A 19,572-nucleotide genomic window follows, 5' to 3' on the forward strand; every position below is an offset into this window, starting at 1 on the left:
TGCCTCACCGCTCGAATCCGACCGACGCGCCCGGTTCGGGAGGACGGATATCGGGTTCCGACGCCGGCTCACTGTCCCATTCCGCCGCCAGCTCTACAGGCAGCGCGGCGTCGACGGCTTGGTCGATGCTCGGGTCGGCGCCCGCCCGACTCGGTGTGCCGGTGAGGGCTTGGGTGGCGCGATCGATGAGCTCGTGCGGAGTCGGGGGCGGCGCCACATTCGGTTCATGGATCCGGTCGGCGGCGAGGGTGTCGACGCTGCGCCAGGCTTCGTGTTCTATCCCACGCCAGGCATAGGCACGCCATCGTTCGTGTAGCGCGGCGTCGCCGTAGCGGTGCACAGTCGCTGCCACCAAGTGCGTCCACCCCACTTGGTCGCGGCCCCACAGCTGGGCCCCCTCGTCGCTGGTCAAACCGATGACATGGCCGGTGTCGTACGCGCGGGACCACAAGGCGACCATGTTCCGGTCGAACTGTTCTTGTGCCTGCGGGTCGGGTGGGAAGCGTCCGTCGGCGCCGCGGAGTCGGTGGGCGACGTTGATCGCGGCCATGTGCTCGAGCTGAAACATGTCGTCGGCGATGCCTTCGACCATGTGGGCGCGTACGGGGTCCTCGCCGTGGCGCGTGGTGGGTGGGGAATGCACGCTGTCGCCCCATCGCAGTCCGTGCTCTCCCAGCTCCCGTGCTTGAGCGATCGCTGCGGGCGGAACGCCGACGGCGCTGGCGTGGATCTCGATCTCGTGACGATCGGCGGCCAGCGCCCGAAGGTGGGTGCGCCAGGTCTGCAGCGGGATTTCGCCGCTGCCGTAATGGGGTTCGTAGCTCGGGTGCCCCCGCAACAGGAGCTGTACGTGGTCGGCGGAGGCGTTCTGGATGCGTTCGAGCAGCCGCAGCTTCCAGCTGGGCAGGTCCTCCATCCCGGGGATCGGTTCACTCATGGTTGTTGCCTCTTTTCTGAAAGAGATTGGTGTTCAGTCGTTTCCGGCTTCCGGCGGTGGCAAGGGATCCACGGTCATGGGTCGTGTCCGTGGTCGGCCTCGGCCACTGCCGACGCTGGCGTCGGGTCGGTCGTGGTGTCGGCGGGTTCGAGCGCTGCGGGCGGGTCTCCGGTTAGTCCGGCGGCCTCGATCGCGGCATTGATGCCCGCGGCATCGGGCTCGCGGTCCGGGTCGGTGACCGCCAGTTCCCTGGGATGCCGGTCCAGCGTGGTGAGGGCTTCGGCGGTGAGTTCGACCATGTGGTCCGGGGATATCGGCATCTGGGCGGTGATGTCGTCGTGGGTGATTCCGGCGGTTTGCAGCACGATCACCGGCATTGTGATGGCGGTGAAGTCGGTGCCTGCCACCTGGTTCCATCGCGCCGCGAGCTGCCGGTCACTGTGGGCGGCGAACTTTGCGGCTACCGCGGTCGACCAGTGCTGGGTGCCGCGCTGCCAGATTTGGTGGCGTTCTTCTTCACTCAAGGTCAAGGCGTGGGAAACCGCGCCGAGGCGCTGCCAGGTCATCCCCATCACCCGCCGAAACCGCGCCACCGCATCGAGGTTCAGCTCGCCACGGCGGGTGTAGATGGCGGCCACACCCGCCATGTCCTGCAAACCCCGCACCTCGACGCCCAACGCCTCGGTCAGTACGGCCCGATCGACCTGTCCCGACCCGAGCAGTACTTGCCCCGGCTGCCACTGACCGCCACGCTCGCCCGCAGCGCGAACATAGTCGATCCATGCCTTCGGCACACCGACCGCCAACGCCACATCCTCGAGCTGTTCGCGCGAGAGCTCGCCGATACGCAACTGCTGCACCACCTCTGGCGGTGGACTTGCGTGTCCGGCGTGACGAGCGTGCTCGAGGCGCTGCTGGTTGTCGTAGGCCAGGTTCTGCACGGCTTTGAGCAGATGCGCCTGCAGCGGAGTCGGTGTGTCCATCTCACCGGCCCCCACCTGCAGCAGACGCCATCACTGTTGTTGTCGTTGTCACCGCTGCATCCCCAGATCAGGGATCGGCGACACGTGCGTCGTGGGCGGATCTTCTTCGGGGCCGAAATCCATATCCTCAGCGAGGGTTTCGCTGGTGAGTCCGGCGGCGTCGACCGCATCTGCGATAACTGATCCCGCATCGGGGTCGGGGTCCGGATCGCCACCCAGATCAGCGAACTCGTGGGTGATGTGGGTGGCGAAACTCAGCTCCTCGGTCAGCCCCGCGATGTCCTCGACCGCGACTGACGACGACCTGCTCCGCGCATGCGCCGTCGCATCGAGATCGTCGAAATCTTCGATGACCTCGGCGTCGATGATGTTCTCGATCGCTACTTCCGGTGCCTTGCTCTGCGGTTCCACCGTCACGTCTCGGTCGTCGAAATCTTCGACGATGTCGGCGTCGATGATGTCGGTGTAGTCGCTGCCGGTGTCCTCGACGAACCGCTCGGCGTAGGCATCGAACTCGTCGTCGAGTTCCTCGGACAACCCCTCGGCGCTCTTGGCTGCGGCGAACGCCGCGGCCGATGCCATCGCTTCGCCGGATTCTCCGTGCGCGCTGAGGGTGTCGCTGAAACCGGCTGCGCGGCGACGGCTCTCGATGAGCAGTTCCTTGTATTCGACATCGAGTTCGTGCAACTCGGCGGCGCGGGTCTCCCGGTTGGCGTAGGCGTCGATCTTCCACTCGTGGAGTTCGCTGTTCTGCTCACGTTCGAGTTCGCCCGCTGCGTTGCGGCGGTCCAGGTCGGCGTCGGCGCGTTCGGCCTGCCCCTCCTTGATCCACTGCTCCATCTCGTGCATCTCCCCGCCGCGCTCGATGCGGGCACGCACTTCATCGACTTTGGCGGTGTTCAGTTCCCGCGCCAGGCCCGCGGCCTGTCCGGCGTTGAACACGCGCTGGTGGTGTTCGATGACGGACCGCAACTCTTTGTTGTCGGCCAGACGTATCCGCTGATCGGACTCCGCCCTCGATCGTGATTCCCCACCACGTCCCCGCATCAGGGCAGCGGTGGTGTGCGCGGTTTGCAACGCTTGAACGAAACCCTGGCGCATCGCCTGACCGGATTCTTCGACGGGATCTCCACTCATGGCAGAACCCCCAATCCGGATAACACCCACGCCGATACCGCCGTGGTGCGGGTGGCGTGGGCGTACACCGCCAACCTGATCGGCGGCTGGTCACCCGGTTGCAGGTCCACACCCAGCACGCGGCTGGCCGTAGTCGCGGTGTCGGTGGGATGGTCGTCACTGGTGACATGAGCCGACGTGGTGATCGCGGTGGCGGCACCGCGCCACTGCTGCCATTGCGTCGGGCTCACCGGCGCCCACACCAGGGCCGCGGATTCCGCGCGCTCAGCGAACTCGGGATCCATCAACGTCCGCGCGGCCCGAAACGCCACCCGCGCATCGGTGTGCTCGCTCGGGCGGTAGCCGAATATGGTGCTCACCGCCGCGGTCAGGACAGCCTCGGCCGAACACGGGTCCACGGTGTCGAAGGGCCGGGCGAAACTCATTATCCTGCACTGTTGTTCGTCGTCGGCGGCACGTTGGGGTGTGTTCGCGGCGCAGGCTGCGGTTACGGCAGCGAGGGAGATGGCTGCGGTCAGGACTTTTGGTGGGGTCATGCTCATTCCCGGTGTGGGTGTAGGAGGCCGCCGAGGTCGGTGGTGGACCAGCCGACGGCTGCGTGGCGGGTGCATTGTTCGGCGGCCGGGTTGTGCACTAGTTCGCTCACCACGTCCAGTACCAGCGCGGCGACGCGGGCGGCGTGGTGCAGGTTCTCGATGTCGATGCCGCGGGTGCGGGCCAGGGTCAGCTGCAGGGTGGCCGCCTGGGCACCCCATTGGGTGCGGGCTTGCCCGGCCAGCCAGATCGCTTGTCGCGCTGAGGTTTCCGCAGCCGCGGCACCGGTGTCGATGATGGTGTCGCTCGGAAATCGGTCGTGCCAGATGACGTGTCCGTCTGCGCGGCACACGGTGAAGGCGTCCATGGTGGCGGCTGACCACAGCATCAGCCGCGGCCCCCGCGCCGCCATCGCCGCGAGCCGCTGATCGGCGGTGCGGCGGGCGGCTTCGATCTGACGCAATCCTTCGTAGTCGATTCCGGCTTCGACCAGCAGTGCGGTCAGATATCGCTCGAAGGCGCAGCCGTCGGTGAACTTGTGCTCAACCGCGACCCGATCGAATTGGCGGGTACTGGTGAACCCGTGCAACTCGGCCGCACGCACACGCACGACCATCTCCGGTGTGACGCCGGAGTGCGGGGACGCTACTGTCGGTGTGGTTTTCATTCTCGTCCTCCCGGGGTGGTGTCGAGGGGTGAAGGGGTGGGGTTGCTGTAGCGGCGCACGGCCATCCGTTCTCCGTCCCACGCCGATAGCGCGGTGAGAGTGACGTTTTGGCCGGTTTGCGGGCTGTGTAACAGCAGGTCGCGGCCTTGAGAGTCGCGGCCGTAGTAGATGCCGACGTGATGGGAATCCGTCTTGCCCGGCGCGGTGAAAAAGATCAGATCCCCCGGGGCGCGCTCGGCATACGGCACCGGTTGCGCGCTGGGGTCGTCTTGCTGGGCTTGGGTATAGTGCGGCAACCGGATTCGCCCGCGCGAGGCGTGATAGATCGCATACAGCGTCAGCCCCGAGCAGTCGAACCCACCGCTGGTCGGACCACTGGTGTCGCCGCCGCCCCATACATACGGGGTGCCGATCCATTTCATTGCCGCCTTGATGACCGCGCGACCGAACGCACCCGCGTGCGCGGGTAGTGGCGTCCCGGATCCGTTCGGCCCGCACCCGGCGGGTGAGGGCCCGTCCTGTGGGGCGGGCATCGAGGCGGTGTCGATGTCGGCGAACATCGCATAGAGCCGTCGCGCCAAATCCAGTTGCGCCCCATAGGCATTCGGCGCGGATTGTTCTATCGCTTGCGCCAGGTCAGCCGGTGACATGTGTGCGGCGGCGGGCCCGAGTTGGGTGGCGTGGTCGTAGAACCAGTTGATCTGGTAGATCGGGCTCATCAAGGTGGCGATACCGACTGATCCCCAGACGCTGGCCCGCATCTGGTGCGGGCCGACCGAGTCGTGGTCGTAGCCCAGGCCATCGTTGCTGTAGTTCAGCGATTCCGGCACCGCGGGGTTGGCCAGGTTGCGGAAGGTGGATTCGGTGGCGGCGGCGGCCAACTCGGCGATGATCGTGTTCTGTGACATGCCGCGTTGTTTGCCGATCGCGACACCGTTGCGGGCCAGTTGTAGCTGCTGCTCCGACAGCCCCGCCACCGATTGGCCGGTGGCACCGCTGACCCCGGCGGCACTGTTGGCCAGTGGGGCCGCACACGAACGGGCCGAGTCGACGCCGACAACCATCAGCAGTAGCAAGATCAGCGCGATCGGTAGCGAGATCGCTATCGCGATTACGGTTTTCGAGGTATCCATCACCTGCTCGCTTCCCCTGCTGCGGGCAGGTTGTCGAAGCGCCGGTTGGTGTTGTGGATGTCGGCGGCGCGCTCGGTGGGGGTGAACACCAGCCGGAACGGGATGCCGGGTTCGTTGGCTTCGCCGGTTTTGAGCAGGAAACAGCCTGTGCCGGGCGGGGTTTCGCGGCGTGAGGGGTCCAGGTCGTCATCGGAGGGTGGGCGCGGAGCCGCCCACGAGGTGATCAAACGCTTCTCGGTGTCGGTGATGCCGACCGCGTTGCGGATGCGGTTGATCTCCTCCGGCCCCACCGGACCGATGAGTTTCGCGCGGGCGCGTTCGAAGAACCCAAGGGCTTTGGCTTGTGCGGCAGCGGAGTCGAAACTTGCGAGGTCTTTGATCGTGTGCGAACACATGATCAGCCCGGTGCCGAACTTGCGGTTGAGGCGGGTGAGGGCGTCGACGCGGTCGACCATGAACTCCCCCACGCCGAGCACACGCCACATCTCGTCCATGACGACTTCGAACGTGCGCGGCGGCGCGAGCCCGGCATCAGCGAGTGCGTGCGCGGCGGCGACCGCGCCGAAACCCTCGCTCCAGCAGACCATCAGCACCGCCGCCAAGAGCTTGTTATCGCCTTCAGGAATGCGAGACACATCCACACACACTGCGGGGCTTGCCAGGTCCAGGCTGGTGGTGGTCGGTCCGTTGAAGATCGCGCCGAAAGGTCCTTCGACCAGCGCGCGCAGGGACCGGCGCAGGGTTTTGGTGCTGGCACGGTAGGCGGGTTCGTCGTCTTCCTCGGCGAACTGGCGCAGTTGATCGCCACCGCCGGAGATGACCTCGAGCAGGTTCGACAGCAGCGGCGGATTCTCGTAGCTGAAACCACCTGTCGGGCTGTAGAGTTCGCGCAGCCCGGCCGCGAGGAGCACTTCTTCGTAGTCGGCGACGCGGGATCCGCGTACGAGCTCGATGAGGCCGGCGACGATGTTGACCTGCCCGGCTTCGACCCGCGCGGTGACCTGGCGCCGCTGGTCGGGGTCGGTGAGTCTCTGCACGACGGCACCGAGCGCGCCGACATCGAGCGGGTTGATGGTGCCGTGCCCATAGCCGACGTCGACCACCTGCCCGCCGAGTTCCACCACGAGGTCGCGGTAGTCGGGTTTGGTGTCGCCCATGCACAGCACGGTTTCCCCGGCCGCGACCGCGCCGGTCACCATGCGCCGGATCAGGCTGGATTTGCCGAAACCATTGAGCGCCAGAACGAACGCGATCGGGGCGGTGATGAAGCCCCGCAGGAACCAGCTCATCGGGTCGAAATGCACGGGCGCGCCGGTGATGTAGTGCGCACCGACCGGCGTGCCGACTGTGGGGGCGCTGGCACCGACGGTGAACGGCCACAGCCCGCCCACTTGCACGGTCGTCGCACGCCACTCCGGCATGCCGGGCACCACCGCGGCGCGGCCACCGCCGAGCCCGAGATAGCCGCGATCGGTCAGCGGCAGCAGCGATCGGTCGAAGCCCTCGCGGCCAGTTTTCCCCGCGCGGCGAGCCACGGTGGCCCGGCGATGATCATCGCTGGATATCGCCAGCCGTGCCCGCCAACCCCGCAACCCAGACTTGGCAGCGGCCGTCTCGATCGCGGCGCGCGCCCGCGGTGTGAGAACCCGGACACCGGCGATCGTTTCGGTGCGGGCGGGGCGAGATTCCTTGGGGCGGCGGGTGTTCACATGGACACCCGCTTGGAGATGGAGGTGTGCTCGGGCAGGATCAACCCGATCCCGAGGCTGGCGGCGAACGCGGCGGCTTGGCTGCCGTAGCAGCGGCGCACCCCTAACCGGGAGGCAGCGGCCATCGCTTTCACCGATGCCTCGATCCCGGGCAGGTCCCCTTCGAGGTGATCGGTGACCGTCACCAGCGCCCCGAACCGGGTCAAGCCCGCCCCGCGCGCCTGCTCCTCCCGGGCAGCTTGGGTATTACCGACCCGGATCCGCGCCGACGCCGAGGCGATTCCGCGTTCGGTCTGCTCGGCCGCGACCGCGTCACGAAAGTCGGAGTCCACCAACGTGGTCGCTTCAGCGGCCGAATGCAACCGGTAGACGATCGCCACCCGCTTGCGCGGCACGTCCGCGCGCGGGCGCAGCAACTCCTCGAGCACCGTCTCCATCACCGCGCCACGTGGGGCGGTGTCCATCTCCCAGGTGATCGAGCGGGCGCCGTCGTGCAGGTAGTGATCCCAGCGGTCCCTGTGCGCCAGTGGGCCGACCGAATCCCATGACTGTGTGCGGATGATCTCGGCGCCGGCGGATTCGATATCGCGTTGGGAAGCGAGGTCGTAGCGGGTGCGCACCAACCCGAGGACCTCCCACGCCTGCAGCGGTGTCGCTGGGAGCCCCGCACGGGCCAGCTGGGACAGAACTCCTTGCAGGCGTTGCCCGATCTCGCGGGCCTGCTCGGCCTCATCACGGCGGATACGGCCCTTTCCGATCGCGCGGTAGGTGATCGCGATACGCGCCTCGATCCGCACCCCGACCCCGCCGATATCGGAGGCGGCTTCCCGCATCACCGCCTTCGCATACGCGGGGGCATCAGGGCGAACCAGGCGCGCGACCTCCCGGGCTTGCTTGAGGCGGGTCTCGACCACGTTGTCCAGCACCGCGGTCACCGCGACGACTTCACCGCCGCGACTCTGCGTAGCCAGGAACTGGCCGTAACCCTCGACCCAGGCATCGATCTGGGCTTGGTCGACGAGTTCTTTCCCGCGCGGGATCACCCGCAGCACCACCGTGTAGTGGTCACTGCGGCGGATGTGGATCATGGCGAAGCGTTTCCCGCCCGCCGTCTCGTACTCCGAAAGCCGCGAATCCGCCAGCAACCCAGGCAGTTTCGCGATACCAGGGATCCTGGAGAACCGGCCAGCCTGGTAGACGTGCTCACCACGGGCCGCGGCAGCAGCGAACTGGACACGCAGCAAGGCGATCTCCCAGCCAGTGCGGCCGTTACGGGTGATCGCCAGTGGCGTGAATACCAGTGCCGAGGCCGCGACCAAGGCGGCGGCCACCGACAGGGACCGGGTGATCATGAACCCGACCATCACCGTGATGATCAAGCCCAGCCCGAGCATGGACACACCCCAGGTCAAGCCGAAGAACCCAGCCGAGCGAGGGCGTTCCCAGCGGCCGTACATCCGTGTCGTCATCGCTGAACCTCCCCCGGCCCCAACACATCCGGATCCAAACCACCCTCCGCGGCGTCTCGTGTCCGAGTCTCGATGGCCGAAACCCCCTGCTCCCCTAGTTGCACACCGGCCATGACCGCCGCGGCGACCCCGGCACCGGCTCCAGCACCACCGGCGGCTTCCCCGCCGCTGCCTGCACCGGACCCGTTCGATGGCTTCGCCGCCGCGTCTGCGGGAGGCGGTGCACCACCACCGTTCGAACCTCCACCTGAACCGCTGTAGCTGACACCTGAGCTGCCCGCCCCAGAGTGGGCGGCACCGTTGCCACCACTGCCATCCGGCATCGGGCGGCCTCCTCCACCACCGCCTGGTCCAGGCGGTTCCCTGGGTGGTGGTGATGCGCCGCCTGGATCGTTCTCGCCTTCGCTGACCTTGCGTCCTCGCGAGCGATCGCCCAGCGAAGCCATCGCTATACCTGCGGCACCGCCCGCCAACACGGCCGCCGCGCCGCCACCGCCGCCGAGAGTCGCCACCGCGGGTGCGACCAGCCGGATCAGCGCAGGCAAAACGATCACCGTCATGACCAGCAAGATCAGACCTAGGAGCACCAGCTGTGGATCCTTCTGATCGCGCCCAGCCACGGTGAACGCCATCGCATAGATCAAGGCCCCGACCGGTTTCCATAACACGAACGCCAGCGACCAACTCAGCAGACGCTTGTATGCCTGGGAACCTGGCCCCGTCCCCGAAGCAGCCGCCGCGATCGGGATCACGGCGACGACCAGGATCAGCAAGGCTTGCCGCAGTACCAGCATCACGAGCTGTATGAGCATGCTGATGATCCCGAGGAGGAACAGCACGAACAAAACACCAGTTCCCAATCCGGAGTTGTTCGTCTTGAGATCGAACTGGGTCAGCTCAGCGACGATGTTGTGGGCGTCGCCTCGGGATGAGTCGAAGATCACCCACTCGGCAAAGGCGTCACCGGCACGGGTTCCGGCGGCGATGACCGCGGCGAAGGCCATGGAGGCGAACACCGCCCGGCTCAACATCAGCAGGCTTTCCTGTGCCTCACCAGCGACCCCACCGCGCTTGGCCAATGCGAGCCGTGCCGCCGCGAACATGATTCCGCAGGTGAGCAGCAGCACCTGCAGGCCGCTGGTGTATTCCCGGATGCCCGACAGCGTCGGTCCGAGTCCTCCTTGGTTATCGGTCAGTTGCGGTGAGGGCAGCGCTGTCCACCAGGTCATGACGAACCGCAGGATGCTGCTGAAGCTCTCCGCGAATTGCGCGACTATGTCGTCGAGGGCCGAGCCCGCCGCGTCGGAGGCGGCCTGTCCGAGTTGTTCGCATGCCTGTTGAGGCCCCAGCGGCATGTCGCAGACATCGGGGATGGGCAGCCGGGTTCGCCATGTCGTGATCGCGGTGACCGGAGTACCGGCGAGGGCAATATCGGTCACGACACGGCCTTCCATACTCCGAAACCGGCCAGAGAGAATGCGGAAGTGCCTGGGCCCCAGAGTGTTTCGATGTTCTCTGGTACTCGCACGTGCCAGTCGCCGTCGATCCATGCCATCGGCCAAGTCGAGATCGTGTAGCCGATGTCGTTGTGCGTGGCGAACTGCACCAAGGCGAGGTCGTCGCGGTAGCCGGGCTGGATCCGGACGCCGTCTGGGACCACGACGTAACGCGCGGCGTCGCGGGTGCGTTCGCGGGAGCGGGCGAACCGGTCGAGTAGCGCGTGGCCTCCGCCGTAGTAGCGTTCGCGCACGATTTGCTGCCAGACTCGGTCGGGTGCGGCTAGGGCGCGGGCGAGCGCGTCGGCGGCGGCCAGGGCCGCGCCTTGCGGGGTGTGGGCGAATCCTGTTGCGATGCCGTCGGATATGCGGGCCGGTCCGTCGCTGCCCGATGCCGGTAGTGCCGCACCGCCCCAGCCGCGCTGCCACTGCATCCGGGCCGGTGGGGTGGTCAGGTAGTCCGGGCTGGCGGGGTCGGTGCGGGTGCTCGGATCTTGCGCGAGTGCGACACCGGATTCGTCGTTGGGCACTTCGAGGCGGTTGCCGAACAGGTCTGTGGTCGGCGGCAGTGGAATTGTGGTTGGTGGCAGGTCTGGGAACGTTCGCTCTGTCGGTGCGGGGGTGGTGCCGGGGTCGGCGGGGATGTCGCGCGGGCTGGTGTTGGTGATGGTCAGTACGAACACCGCGATCACCACGGCGGTGATACTGGCGAGCAGGATGATCAGCAGGCGAGGGGATCTCATGAGTTGGGCTCCTCAGCGCGGGGTGAACGAGACGAGATCGGCGGGGAGCACCGCAGCGGTGGTGACCGGGGGTGAAGTCGCGTCCTCGGGTAGGTGCAGCCGCCAGTCCCCGCCTTGCCACAGGACGTGGGCGTTGTTGCGGGTGATGGAGTTGTCGGGGTGGATGGTGTAGATGTCGACGTCGGTGGCGTCGAGGGTGTAGTAGGTGATCACGTAGCCCGCGACTTTCGGTGCGCCGTTGGTGATCGGTGCAGTGATCGAAATCTGGGCGCGGGCGGTGGCCCAGCTGTCGCGGCCCGGTCCCTCGGCGAGCATGCGCTGGCCGACCGTGGGCCATTGACTGTCGGTGGCGATCGACATCCGAACCGTCGAGTGGATCGCGGCTAGCGCGGCACCTGCGGGTGAGCGGTCGAATCCGCTGGCTACCGGTACTTCGGTGCGGTTCGGGCCTTGGTCGGCGACGGGCAGGTCCACGCCTTGAAAGCTCTGCCAGCGCAATCCGGTTGGCACGGTGACGGTTACGGTGTCGCGCTGCGATGTGGATTCGCTGGCGTCGTGGCCGCTGCAAGCGAGCAGGCCCGCCCCGGCGAGCGGGCCGGTGAACACGAGCAGTGCCACGACGCTGATGCGCTGTGCGGGAGGGCGATTCACGGGCGGGTCTCCTTCGGGGACTAGGTGGGCAGGACGGCGATGGCGATCGAACTGGCAGACCCGAGCAGGGCCGCGCCCAGCAGGGCGCCGAGGAGACCTTCGACGGCCTCTTCGCGGTACATGCGGATCGCGAGTAGCCCGCCGACCCACACCGCGCGGGCGATGCACAGCAGCAGCACGAACCACATCAGGTAGCCCAGCAATTGAGTCAGCGGCGAAAGCACGTGCGCGGGAAGTGATTTGGCGATCACAACGAGTCACCGTCCTGTTGGTGGGTGCGGTAGCCGACCTCGAGTGCGGCCAGGATCGGCTCGCAGGCTCTGCCGGGCTCGGCGTAGGGCAGGGAATGTCCGGCGTCGGGGACGCTGTCGTAGTCGCCCCAGATTCGTTCGGCCAGGTGCTGGGATCTGGCCGGTGCGACGACGGGGTCGAGTTGCCCGGTCAGTACCCAGGATGGGACGGCCCGTAAGACGCTGGCTGCCTCCGCGGTCAGGGTGGCGCCGCTGTAGACGGCGAGGTCGGCGAGCATCGCGTCGGGGTTCTCGCGGCGCGTCGCGCCGCCGATGGCGTCGAACAGGCTGCGGCGCGGCGCCCGGTAGCGAAGCGGCGGCTCGAACAGATAGGTGGTCAGTTCCTCGAGCAGCTGACATGCTGCGCGTCGGGAGCGTCCTCCCTCGGCGTGGACGTCACGGGTTGGGTGCCAGGGGAATTCGGGGCAGCCGTTGAACAGCACGATCCCTGCCAAGGCGCGGGCACGGCGTGGGTACTGCTCGGCCCATGCCTGCACCAGCAGTGATGCCATCGAGTGCGCGACCAGCACGACCGCCCCGTGAGCGTGGGCGAGGACCGTGTCGAGGTCATCGACCAGCGTCGGCAATATGGTTCCGGCCCCGGGGGCTGGATGCTCGGATGTGCTGTATGCGCGCTGGTCGTAGACGATCTGGGCGATGGCGCCGTCGAGTCGTTGGTGCAGGCACTCGGTCAGCGGCGTCCAGTAGGTGGAGTCGGTGAGCATGGCGTGGACGTAGACCACGCTCGCCGGAGGATGCGCCGGGCCGAGGCGTGCGGCCGAGAGCCGCAGCCCGTCGGGGGCCGCGATGGTGAACGGGTTCGCGTCGCGATGATGGACCGTGTTGTGCGCCGCGGGCGGGAACCGGGTGTCGGCTCTCCAGCTGCCGGGCAGGGTTGCCGACGGTTGGGGATGAATCGGGAAGTGGCGCATGGGTTATGCGCCTCCGGTGACGACGGCGTTCATGATGGTTCCGGCGCTGGTGGCGATGATGCCGCCGACGAGGGCGCCGAGGATGATCTTGGGTGATTCGACCGCGCCGCCGTGGAATCGCTCCCATCCGAATTTTCCGCCGGCGTAGATCAGCGACGCGATCCCGGCGAGCATGACGATCCAGGACAGGTAGTTGACGAGGTTGATCAGCTTGTCCGCGCCCGGAGGTGGCTTCGGGGTGGGTTTGATTTCTTGGGCGAGCATGGTGATCGCCTCGCCGACCGCGTAGGCGGTGGTCATGGCGGTGTCTCCGAATCGGGTTGTGCAGCAGTCGAACGGGTGGCTGCGAGGTGGGTGATGATCTGGGTTCCGGCGTGGTGCACGTCGGCGGGGACCGCATCGCGCAGCCCTGATCGGCGCGGTGGCGGTGGGTCGAATGGCACATACTGGGCGAGTTCGGTCAGTTCACAGACGACGAGTTCGTCGTGCCAGCCGATCTCGTAGATGTGTGCGACCAGCTCGGCGACCACAGCGCGATACCGGCGCACCACAGCGGGTACCTTTCCTGGGCGAGCCGCGGTGAGTACCAGCCCGATCACATCGACGCCGTCGGGTGTCAGTGCGGCGTGCCATTCGCGGAGACGTTCGGCGGCTGCGGTGAGTCCGGGCATGCACAGCCGGGCGGCGATGATGACGTGCTGGGTGGTGCGCTGTGACGCGGGCCAGGCCAGACCGGTATCGGCCGCCGGTGCCCACCACCGCGCCAGCGTCGAGGTTGCGGCACCGCCGTGCGCGCCGAGCACAGCGAACAACGGTGGATGCGCGCCGGTGGTCGGCAGCGGTGTCTCCCGCACCGGCGCCAATTGTTCTGGCGCGGTGATGGTGCCCGGGTCAAGCCGGTGCCCTCGGTCGCGGTGCCCTCGGTCGCGGTGGTCTCGGTGTAGGTGCAGCGGTGCGGCCATCGTTCAGCCCCGCTTCTGAATGTTGGTGATGACCACGCCGTCCGGAGCAGAGCCGACGTTGATCAACTGCAGGTAGTCGATGCGCTGCCCATCGGGATGCTGTGCGACCAGATGTACTTCGGCGGTGCCTTCGGCGATCGGGGTGATCGCGACACAGTGGGTGGTGCCGGTCGGGGTCGAGGCGATGCCGGCTGCCAGCCCCTCGAGGGTGAGACCAGCCTCGGGGGCGACCAGCCCCAAGGCGGCTTCGGCGCTGCGCTGTCGGTAGTAGGCATGCTCGAAAGCCACGATCACCCCTGCCAAGCTGTGGGTGTCCCCAGCGGTGTCGGTGACGGTCTGCCCCGACAGTCCGGTGCATGCGCCACCGGTTGGCGGGGTCGTTCTCGGGGGGCTCGCGGTCGCCGCGGGGATCACCGCTGTCGTGTCCGGATGGTCAGCGATCGAGCTGATTCCCACAGCGATCAGCGCGGCGGCCACACCGAGTGCGCCGGTAAGCCCGATCCATACCCGCCGCGGTATGCCCGCGTGAGTTCTGCCGCTGGCGGGTTGCGGGGGTGGCTGGCTGATCCACTGCCATTCGGTGCCGCGCTCAGGGTTTGCGTCACCGGTGGTGGGCGAGATGGTTTGCAGGGCAACAGGTTCGCCGTGATGCAGCCATCCCTCACCATGATCGGTGTCGATATCGGTTCCGGTGTTGGGCATCTCGGTTCTCACCTCCTTCGTGTGGTTGGCGGGCAGGGCGGGCCCTTCGGGCGGGCGGCCAGGGGAGAATCAGCCGACAAGGTGTGGGTACGTCGGGCGGATTCGGGCTCCGCCCGAAGGGGTCTAGGGGCCGGTGCTCGACGTCGGGGCCGCTGGTGTCACGGCAGTGGTGCTGCTGGGGGTGGGTGGTGTGGTCGTCGAGCGGGTGGTGGATTGTGGTGGGGCTGAGGTGCTTTCGGTGGCGGAGAGGTCGCGGGCAAGGGCGGTGAACCAGTCGGCAGTGGCGCGCAGCGCTGAGTGCCCGGTTTGTGTGGCGGGCACGGTTTGGTAGGAGGCGTGGCGGCCGGTGGTGTCGCTGTATTGGGCGGAGCTGGCCAGGGTGTAGAGCTCGCTGTGGTCGGTGATGGTGCTGGTGATCGCGTCGAAGGCTTGATTGATCCAGCGACTGGCGGTCTGCGGCGGTATCAATTCCACAACCGCTGCGGCGAGCTTGGTGCCCAACGCGGCGATCGCCGCCCACGGATTGGACATGCCGACAGTCGCCAGCTCGGCGACCGTCGCTGGTGTGAACACCTTCTGCGCCACCGACACGACAGCCCCGAGCCCGATCGTGCCGAGTTTCATCAATGCCGAGAGGGCGTCGGCAGGTGCTGGTGGTGTGGCGGTCGGACTGGACGCTTCGGCCAAGCGTTGGCCAAGAGATTTGCTGGGGTCGTAGGACAGCTGATCGAGGCTCGTGCCGCTGAGGTCCTCGTTGACCACATTCACCGCTGTCGTGTAGACCGTCGCCGACAATGCTTGTGCGACAGTGGAAATCGCGGCGATCGGGTCTCGCAGATCCGACCGTGCGGCGATGTTGGCCACCGTGGTGACCAGCGGGCTTCCAGCCGGTGCGTCGCAGGTAGCGTCACCGGCTACACACAGATCCGCGACTCGCCCGACTAATGCTCCATACCCGCTGGACCCCGCCGACGGGCCGATCCCGATACCGGTCAACGCTGGATTGCTCAGTGTGATCGCGGCGACCTTCTCCCCCGTCGTACCTGGCGCCGCCGTGGGTGTGCTCGCCTGGGGCAGACCGGGTAATACAGGCGTATTGGCGACGCGAGTCGGGTTGGCCAGCAACGCGATTCCAGCGACTCGGTCCGCAGCGACCTGAGCGTTGCCGGTTCCGACTCGTTGGGCGAAGGTGGAGACCGCGGCTGCGCCCTGGGCGTAGCCGGCTGCGGCGATCTTGGTGTTGGGACACCGTGTGACGACCTCGGCGGCCATGTGTTCCAGGCGCTCCGCGGCGGCGGTGACCGCGGCGTCATACGGCAGGGCCTTCCCGTCGGCTGCTTGGCCGTAGGGGACGTAGGTGCGCTGCACGAGATCCCCTGCGGCAGCGGCTAGCGGACCGAAGACCTGGCCCAACGCCCCGGAGTCGCTGACGATCCCGGCGTCTGGGGATGCTTCCTCATTGCCCTGCACCCCCAGCGCATACAGGCTGGGGCACTTCGTGCCGAGCGGGACACTGTCATCGGCGTGCACCGTTCTGAGACCGGCCACCGACACGACGACCGACATCAGTGCCGTCGCGGCGGCGCACCGCAACGTCCGAGTCCTGATGGTGCGGGGATGCATGGGATTTCACCTCGATCTGTGCTCGTTGTGGGGCCTGCCCGCACCCTGGCGAGGGGTTCGTGGGTGCGGGCAGGCGATTCAGGTGGTCTGCGGGCGTAGTGGTGCCGGGTTCCTGCTGTGGTCGGGTGGGCGGGCGAGGTAGTTGGCCAGCTGCGCGATGGCTTCTGGGGCGCCGTCGGTGGCGGTGCCGCTGTGGCTGTTCGGGTATTCGCGCCAGTTCAAATCGACTCCGAGAGAGCGGTATTCGGCGAACAGGTGCCGTCCCATCGCTACCGGCACGAGGGCGTCTTCGGTGCCGTGGTAGAGGTGCACGGGTACCGCTGGGGTCGCGTAGCCGTTGGCCTCATTGGCCAGCACGTACTGCCAGATGGGGTCGTTCCAGGGGTCGTCGCGTTCGCACCAGTGCCCCAGCGGCTGGTTGCGATAGGTGATCAGTAGAGTCGCCGCGTCGAGTTCTTGTGCCTGCTCGACGGTGAGGTGTCCTTCGTCGGTGAGCAGGTGTCCCACCGGCAGATGGGAATACGCTCGCGTAAGGCCGATCAGTCCGGCCAACGCCAGCCCTGACCACGGCCCGCCGTCGATCTCTGCGATCAGCGCCCCGGGATCGGCCACGACTGCCCCGGCAGCGACTCCACGCAGATCCAGGTCCGGCGCGTACCGGGGATGCTGTTCGGCTGCCCATATCGCGGCGCGTCCACCGTCGGCGTATCCCCACACCGCGCACGGCGCGTTCGCGGAGTCCAGTTCCGGCACGGCGCGGACAGCGCGGGCGAGGTCGAGCACCGTGTGCGCGGCGGCGCGACCGGCCAGGAACATGTGCGGTCCCAACCCGGTGATGCCCAAGCACTGACCGTCGGGCACCGCCACCGTCCAGCCGCGCTCGAGCGCGGTGGCGATGAACGAGGCTGCGGGTTCGGTCCCCTCCCCCGCGAGCAACTGCGAAGGAGCACACCGGCCGCCGAGGCCGTGGAATTCCGTGCAGTACACCAGGATTGGGCTCGGTCCGACGGTGTCTGGCCGGTCCGGTGTGATCACGATCCCCGACGCCGGGATGGGGGCGTTGGACGCGGTGCGGGTGGCGTAGACGAGCTGCCACGCACGCTTCGCGCCGGGTAGCCCCGGGGTGTTTACGCTGCGGCGGCGCTGGATCTCCCCTGGTTGGGGGGTGAAGTCGATTTCGGGGATGCTGTAGAAGTCATCGGGGATGCTGTAGAAGTCATCGGTGCTGGTGGGATCGGTCATTATCGGCTCCCGGCGATATCGTGGGCGAGGGCGACCATCCAGGCAATGCCCGAATTGAGTTGGCCGTTGATGGCGTAGTTGTTGTGACGGGCAACGGTGTCGGCGTAGCGCACCCAGATCGCGGGATTGAGCAGATCAGCGTTATCGGCGACCAGCTGTCCCCATGCCGCGGCGAGTTGGCCGGCGAGCTTGGGCAGTAGGCCGATCGGGTTCGCCGCGACGGTGGCGGTGATCTCGTTCCACCGCGCGCCCGCCGCACCGATCTCCTCGGAGCTCGGTGCGGGAGTGCGAGGGTCGGCGGCGTCGATCAACCTGGCTGCCAAACCCAACTGCGGGGCGTAGTCCACGTTGCCCGCGCCGACCTGAAAGTCGTTGAGCACCACCCTCGTCCACGCATCGCCCAAAGCGGCAGTGAGCAAGGTATTCAGTGATCCGATGGCCGCAACGGGGTTGCGCAGGTCGGCTTGGGCGGCGATCTCGGCACCGACACGCAGCAGCGCTGCCCGGTCCGGTGCAGAGCAAGCCAGGTCGCCGTCAGTGCAGATATCGGCAACGCGGCCGGTCAGTGCGCCGTAGCTGGTCGCGCCGTCGGCGATGCCGCCACCACCGGCAGGCGGGTTGGAAATCTGCACCGTCGACACCGCGGCGCCGCTGGTGCCGGGTGCGGGATCCGGCACGGTCTGTCCAGGGCGGCCGGGGAAGATCGGCGCGTCCGGCGCGCGGTCGGGATGGGCATACAGTGCGATGCCGGCGATACGATCGGGCGCGACCGGTCCAGCGCCCGCACCGATATCGCGGGCGAAAGACGACATCGCCTGCGCGCCTTGGGAATAACCGATCCCGGCGATCATCGTGCCAGGGCACGTTTCGGTGATCTGCGCAGCAGCGGCATCGAGCTGGTTTCGGGCATCGGTCACCGACACCACATACGGGTCGGACCCGCCGCCGGGGACCGCGCCACCGAACCCAGCGCCATATGGAATGTAGCTGCGCTGCACCAGACCGGGAGCCGCAGACAGGACCGGTGCGATAAGCGCGCCAACGACTCCTGTGTCTGCGACCGGGTCCGCGGTTGGCGAGGATTGACCAGTGCCCTGGACACCGAGCACATACAGCGCGGGGCACCCAGGACCGATCGGCACTGCCTCAGCCGGTCCGGCGACAGTGGTGGCCCCGGCCAGGCTCAGCGCGGTAGCGGTGGCTACCGCCGCAGCGACGACACGTGCGCGGTTGTTCGCCTCTGTGCTCATGGCTGCCCGACTCCGACTCCAGCGCCGAAACCCGCACCAACCGTGCCCGCAGCGACGGCACCGACGACGGCGGCGGGGACACCGAGGACGGCGCCCCCCACGGCGGCACCGACTACGGCACCGAGCGCTGTTCCGGCAACGCCGGAGGTCACCGTGCCGATGATCGGCACCGGCACAACCGTGCCGAGCGCAGCTCCGGCGATGCCGCCGATAGTGCCGCCGATCAGACCACCGACGACCGCCCCGGCGGCAGCTACCGGCACCCCGGCAACCACAGCGCCTGCGGCGCCACCGATTCCGGCACCGCCCAGGGTGGCGCCGGAGACCCGGTCCGAGCGTCCGGCGGGGATACCGACCGAGTCCAGCGCGGTCGCGACCTGAGCCTCAGCACCAGCGGCAGCGTCGTTGATGGCGTCCGCCCATTCAGTAGGCAGCCAGTCCGGGCGCGGGGTCTGCCACTGCCCGACACGAATCGTGTTCTCCGGCGCCTCGATCGGAGCGACCGGGGCTACGGGCTCAGGCAGATGTAGGTCCTCGATCCTGATCGGTTCCACCGGCTCTTCCGGCGGCGGAGCCGGACGCGAGGTCGCGTCATTGCGGATCTCCGGCGGCTGCGAGTAGTACACCAACGGCGCTGGCGTCGGTGCTGGTTGCGGCTCGGGCGAGGGCGGTGGCGGGGTGGTGGCGCCGGGCTGGTCGGGGCTGGTGACACCGGGTTGGTCGGCGATGGCGGCGGGTCTGTCGACCGCGGTGGCTGTTCCTGCGGAGGCGGCCAACACCAATGCCACGGGTATCGCACCCGCGAGGATGGCACGGCTGCCTCGGGTGATACTGCTGGACAGACGATTTCGCCCTTGCGCGGCACCTGTTTCAATTCGCTGATCAGGTATGCGGCGGCAAGCAATTCTGTTGGATTCGGGCATGCCAAATAACCCTTCATCGTGAAGGCGGGAAATAGTGTTTTATGGCCTGGATGCGCGGGGGCGGGCGCTTTTCGAGGTGCCTCCCAGCAGCGAATACGCTTCTGGGAGGCCGCTTCTCAGGTCTTACCAGTCAGATGAAGGGGGCGATGAGTGCCAGTGCCTGTCCTGCTATGTACAAGCCATTCGACA

Annotated in this window: 20 protein-coding genes; all 20 read right to left on the reverse strand. The window is 67.6% G+C overall.

Annotation, left to right across the window (positions count from 1 at the left end):
- Positions 1–4: 4 nt before the first annotated feature.
- The gene (locus ACHQ4I_RS30035) at positions 5–937 is read right to left on the reverse strand and encodes a hypothetical protein (RefSeq protein WP_420775246.1); all 933 of its coding nucleotides are present in this window, start codon (positions 935–937) and stop codon (positions 5–7) included.
- A gap of 74 nt (positions 938–1,011) precedes the next feature.
- Positions 1,012–1,920 (reverse strand): hypothetical protein, encoded by a 909-nt coding sequence (locus ACHQ4I_RS30040; protein WP_420775247.1) that lies wholly within the window; start codon positions 1,918–1,920, stop codon positions 1,012–1,014.
- A 48-nt stretch (positions 1,921–1,968) separates the two neighbouring features.
- Positions 1,969–3,057 (reverse strand): hypothetical protein, encoded by a 1,089-nt coding sequence (locus ACHQ4I_RS30045; RefSeq protein ID WP_420775248.1) that lies wholly within the window; start codon positions 3,055–3,057, stop codon positions 1,969–1,971.
- On the reverse strand, positions 3,054–3,482 hold the full coding sequence (locus ACHQ4I_RS30050) for a hypothetical protein (protein ID WP_420775249.1): 429 nt from the start codon (positions 3,480–3,482) through the stop codon (positions 3,054–3,056). Before ACHQ4I_RS30050 ends, ACHQ4I_RS30045 begins: the two co-directional genes overlap by 4 nt.
- A gap of 113 nt (positions 3,483–3,595) precedes the next feature.
- Positions 3,596–4,258: a hypothetical protein gene (locus tag ACHQ4I_RS30055; RefSeq protein WP_420775250.1), complete on the reverse strand. Its 663-nt coding sequence runs from the start codon at positions 4,256–4,258 to the stop codon at positions 3,596–3,598.
- Complete coding sequence (locus tag ACHQ4I_RS30060; RefSeq protein ID WP_420775251.1) at positions 4,255–5,391, reverse strand: C40 family peptidase; 1,137 nt, start codon at positions 5,389–5,391, stop codon at positions 4,255–4,257. The genes ACHQ4I_RS30055 and ACHQ4I_RS30060 overlap by 4 nt, the downstream gene beginning before the upstream one ends.
- Entirely contained in the window at positions 5,391–7,100 is a 1,710-nt protein-coding gene (locus tag ACHQ4I_RS30065; RefSeq protein ID WP_420775252.1) for a hypothetical protein, read from the reverse strand. The genes ACHQ4I_RS30060 and ACHQ4I_RS30065 overlap by 1 nt, the downstream gene beginning before the upstream one ends.
- Complete coding sequence (locus ACHQ4I_RS30070; RefSeq protein WP_420775253.1) at positions 7,097–8,569, reverse strand: SCO6880 family protein; 1,473 nt, start codon at positions 8,567–8,569, stop codon at positions 7,097–7,099. Before ACHQ4I_RS30070 ends, ACHQ4I_RS30065 begins: the two co-directional genes overlap by 4 nt.
- On the reverse strand, positions 8,566–10,008 hold the full coding sequence (locus ACHQ4I_RS30075) for a TrbL/VirB6 family protein (protein WP_420775254.1): 1,443 nt from the start codon (positions 10,006–10,008) through the stop codon (positions 8,566–8,568). Before ACHQ4I_RS30075 ends, ACHQ4I_RS30070 begins: the two co-directional genes overlap by 4 nt.
- Positions 10,005–10,808, reverse strand: a complete 804-nt coding sequence (locus ACHQ4I_RS30080) for a DUF8175 domain-containg protein (RefSeq protein WP_420775255.1) — start codon at positions 10,806–10,808, stop codon at positions 10,005–10,007. The genes ACHQ4I_RS30075 and ACHQ4I_RS30080 overlap by 4 nt, the downstream gene beginning before the upstream one ends.
- Positions 10,809–10,820: 12 nt before the next feature.
- A complete protein-coding gene (locus ACHQ4I_RS30085) occupies positions 10,821–11,459 on the reverse strand; it encodes a DUF8175 domain-containg protein (RefSeq protein ID WP_420775256.1) in 639 nt (212 codons plus the stop codon).
- Between the two features lie 20 nt (positions 11,460–11,479).
- Positions 11,480–11,710: a hypothetical protein gene (locus ACHQ4I_RS30090; protein ID WP_420775257.1), complete on the reverse strand. Its 231-nt coding sequence runs from the start codon at positions 11,708–11,710 to the stop codon at positions 11,480–11,482.
- Positions 11,707–12,681, reverse strand: coding sequence for an alpha/beta fold hydrolase (locus tag ACHQ4I_RS30095; protein WP_420775258.1), 975 nt, complete (start codon positions 12,679–12,681; stop codon positions 11,707–11,709). Before ACHQ4I_RS30095 ends, ACHQ4I_RS30090 begins: the two co-directional genes overlap by 4 nt.
- A 3-nt stretch (positions 12,682–12,684) precedes the next feature.
- Complete coding sequence (locus ACHQ4I_RS30100; protein WP_420775259.1) at positions 12,685–12,981, reverse strand: hypothetical protein; 297 nt, start codon at positions 12,979–12,981, stop codon at positions 12,685–12,687.
- A complete protein-coding gene (locus tag ACHQ4I_RS30105) occupies positions 12,978–13,535 on the reverse strand; it encodes a hypothetical protein (RefSeq protein WP_420775260.1) in 558 nt (185 codons plus the stop codon). The genes ACHQ4I_RS30100 and ACHQ4I_RS30105 overlap by 4 nt, the downstream gene beginning before the upstream one ends.
- 111 nt (positions 13,536–13,646) lie before the next feature.
- Positions 13,647–14,345 carry a DUF8176 domain-containing protein gene (locus tag ACHQ4I_RS30110; protein ID WP_420775261.1) on the reverse strand — a complete coding sequence of 233 codons (699 nt, stop codon included), beginning with the start codon at positions 14,343–14,345 and terminating at the stop codon, positions 13,647–13,649.
- A 123-nt stretch (positions 14,346–14,468) separates the two neighbouring features.
- A complete protein-coding gene (locus ACHQ4I_RS30115; protein ID WP_420775262.1) occupies positions 14,469–15,968 on the reverse strand; it encodes a cutinase family protein in 1,500 nt (499 codons plus the stop codon).
- A 78-nt stretch (positions 15,969–16,046) separates the two neighbouring features.
- Positions 16,047–17,210 carry a lipase family protein gene (locus ACHQ4I_RS30120; RefSeq protein WP_420775263.1) on the reverse strand — a complete coding sequence of 388 codons (1,164 nt, stop codon included), beginning with the start codon at positions 17,208–17,210 and terminating at the stop codon, positions 16,047–16,049.
- Positions 17,210–18,460 (reverse strand): cutinase family protein, encoded by a 1,251-nt coding sequence (locus tag ACHQ4I_RS30125; protein WP_420775264.1) that lies wholly within the window; start codon positions 18,458–18,460, stop codon positions 17,210–17,212. The genes ACHQ4I_RS30120 and ACHQ4I_RS30125 overlap by 1 nt, the downstream gene beginning before the upstream one ends.
- On the reverse strand, positions 18,457–19,248 hold the full coding sequence (locus ACHQ4I_RS30130; RefSeq protein WP_420775265.1) for a hypothetical protein: 792 nt from the start codon (positions 19,246–19,248) through the stop codon (positions 18,457–18,459). The genes ACHQ4I_RS30125 and ACHQ4I_RS30130 overlap by 4 nt, the downstream gene beginning before the upstream one ends.
- Positions 19,249–19,572 lie beyond the last annotated feature (324 nt).

Origin of the sequence: Nocardia nepalensis, from assembly GCF_048910785.1 — a bacterium.
Taxonomy (GTDB): domain Bacteria; phylum Actinomycetota; class Actinomycetes; order Mycobacteriales; family Mycobacteriaceae; genus Nocardia; species Nocardia nepalensis.

Excerpts from the sequence above, each read along its gene's own strand:
- ACHQ4I_RS30095 (WP_420775258.1), bottom strand. The coding sequence starts at position 12,681 with ATGCGCCACTTCCCGATTCATCCCCAACCGTCGGCAACCCTGCCCGGC.
- ACHQ4I_RS30050 (WP_420775249.1), bottom strand. The coding sequence starts at position 3,482 with ATGAGTTTCGCCCGGCCCTTCGACACCGTGGACCCGTGTTCGGCCGAG.
- ACHQ4I_RS30080 (WP_420775255.1), bottom strand. The coding sequence starts at position 10,808 with ATGAGATCCCCTCGCCTGCTGATCATCCTGCTCGCCAGTATCACCGCC.
- ACHQ4I_RS30035 (WP_420775246.1), bottom strand. The coding sequence starts at position 937 with ATGAGTGAACCGATCCCCGGGATGGAGGACCTGCCCAGCTGGAAGCTG.
- ACHQ4I_RS30120 (WP_420775263.1), bottom strand. The coding sequence starts at position 17,210 with ATGACCGATCCCACCAGCACCGATGACTTCTACAGCATCCCCGATGAC.
- ACHQ4I_RS30040 (WP_420775247.1), bottom strand. The coding sequence starts at position 1,920 with ATGGACACACCGACTCCGCTGCAGGCGCATCTGCTCAAAGCCGTGCAG.
- ACHQ4I_RS30110 (WP_420775261.1), bottom strand. The coding sequence starts at position 14,345 with ATGCCCAACACCGGAACCGATATCGACACCGATCATGGTGAGGGATGG.
- ACHQ4I_RS30115 (WP_420775262.1), bottom strand. The coding sequence starts at position 15,968 with ATGCATCCCCGCACCATCAGGACTCGGACGTTGCGGTGCGCCGCCGCG.
- ACHQ4I_RS30100 (WP_420775259.1), bottom strand. The coding sequence starts at position 12,981 with ATGACCACCGCCTACGCGGTCGGCGAGGCGATCACCATGCTCGCCCAA.
- ACHQ4I_RS30045 (WP_420775248.1), bottom strand. The coding sequence starts at position 3,057 with ATGAGTGGAGATCCCGTCGAAGAATCCGGTCAGGCGATGCGCCAGGGT.
- ACHQ4I_RS30125 (WP_420775264.1), bottom strand. The coding sequence starts at position 18,460 with ATGAGCACAGAGGCGAACAACCGCGCACGTGTCGTCGCTGCGGCGGTA.
- ACHQ4I_RS30060 (WP_420775251.1), bottom strand. The coding sequence starts at position 5,391 with ATGGATACCTCGAAAACCGTAATCGCGATAGCGATCTCGCTACCGATC.
- ACHQ4I_RS30070 (WP_420775253.1), bottom strand. The coding sequence starts at position 8,569 with ATGACGACACGGATGTACGGCCGCTGGGAACGCCCTCGCTCGGCTGGG.
- ACHQ4I_RS30055 (WP_420775250.1), bottom strand. The coding sequence starts at position 4,258 with ATGAAAACCACACCGACAGTAGCGTCCCCGCACTCCGGCGTCACACCG.